The sequence below is a fragment of the Paraburkholderia rhynchosiae genome (genome assembly GCF_002879865.1).
GTDB lineage: Bacteria > Pseudomonadota > Gammaproteobacteria > Burkholderiales > Burkholderiaceae > Paraburkholderia > Paraburkholderia rhynchosiae.
This window is the reverse complement of record NZ_PNXY01000100.1, coordinates 1-1,380: the sequence shown is the minus strand read 5'-3', so window position 1 is coordinate 1,380 and position 1,380 is coordinate 1. Positions and strand designations below refer to the sequence as shown.

Annotated in this window: 1 protein-coding gene; it reads left to right on the top strand. The window is 60.9% G+C overall.

Annotated features, from left to right (window positions below; translation table 11 throughout):
- Positions 1-60 precede the first annotated feature (60 nt).
- Positions 61-1,194 carry an IS701 family transposase gene (locus C0Z16_RS36955; RefSeq protein WP_102636845.1) on the top strand — a complete coding sequence of 378 codons (1,134 nt, stop codon included), beginning with the start codon at positions 61-63 and terminating at the stop codon, positions 1,192-1,194.
- Positions 1,195-1,380: the final 186 nt, after the last annotated feature.

Sequence of the window (1,380 nt, the reverse complement as noted above, 5' to 3'; positions counted from 1 at the left end):
CACTACAGCCGTAGTTATTTTTTCCTATAGTAAGTTAGTACTACTACTTGGTATAGGACTATGAAAGAGATCGCGAAAGCGTGGGAACATGAAATCGATCTGTTGCATGAAAGACTGGCTGACCTGTTCAGGCGCGCCGAGCCGCGACAGCGTTCGCTGGCTTATCTAAAGGGTCTGCTGGGCACGGTCGAACGCAAGAATGGCTGGCAACTCGCAGAATGGATCGGCGAGGCCACCCCCGATGGCGTGCAGCACCTCCTCGAGCGGGCGCAGTGGGATCCTGACGCGGCTCGCAATGTCCTTCGCGACTACGTCGTTGAACAACTCGGCGAGCGTGACGCCGTGCTGATCGTGGATGAGACCGGCTTTCTCAAGAAGGGCGAGTATTCCGCCGGTGTGCAGCGCCAGTACAGCGGCACGGCAGGCCGCATCGAGAACAGCCAGATTGGTGTGTTTCTGTGCTATGCCGGCAACGGAGGCAGCGCATTTATCGACCGGGAACTGTACATGCCGCAGGGCTGGGTCGATGATCGTAGTCGTTGCCGGGCGGCTGGCGTGCCCGACACCGTGGAATTCGCAACAAAGCCCCAACTTGCGCGCCGGATGCTGGAACGGACGCTGGATGCGGGGGTGCCCTGTGGCTGGGTCACCGGCGACGAGGTGTACGGCGGTGACCGTCCCCTGCGGCTATGGCTTGAGTCGCGCACGCAACCATTTGTGCTGGCGGTCAAAAAGAGCGAACCGCTGTGGTGGCAAGGCCCGACCTCAATACGCGCCGACAAGATTGCGCAAGCCTTGCCTCCACAGGCCTGGCGCCGCCTCTCAGCCGGAACCGGCGCAAAAGGCGAGCGTCTGTATGACTGGGCACTCACGCCGTTATGGCGCCTGCAACTGAGCGCCGGGGAGCGTCGCTTTGGCCATTACCTGCTGGTGCGGCGCAGTCGCGATGAGACCCGCGAGCACGCGTATTACGTCGTCTATGCGCCCCGCAGCAAGGTTACCCGTCAGACGCTGGTCAACGTCGCCGGCAGGCGGTGGGAAATCGAAGTCGGATTTGAGGCGGCCAAGGGCGAATGCGGCCTTGATCAATACGAGGTTCGTCGCTGGCAGGGCTGGTACCGTCACATCACACTGGCATTGCTGGCGCACGCGGTGCTTGCTGCCCTGAGGGCACAGGCCAAAAAAAACAGCTGAAGGTTCACTGCCGTTCAGCGTTCAGGAGATCCGCCGGCTACTGTGTCGACTGATATGGCGAACGCTCCACTCCATTGAGCATGTGATGTCGTGGTCAATCTGGCGGCGTCAACATCAATACCGCGCCCAGCAATGTCACTACCGGCGACGCGGTGGCGTGCCTCCGGCGTATCTACGGCTGTAGTA

Excerpts from the sequence above, each read along its gene's own strand:
- C0Z16_RS36955 (WP_102636845.1), top strand. The coding sequence starts at position 61 with ATGAAAGAGATCGCGAAAGCGTGGGAACATGAAATCGATCTGTTGCAT.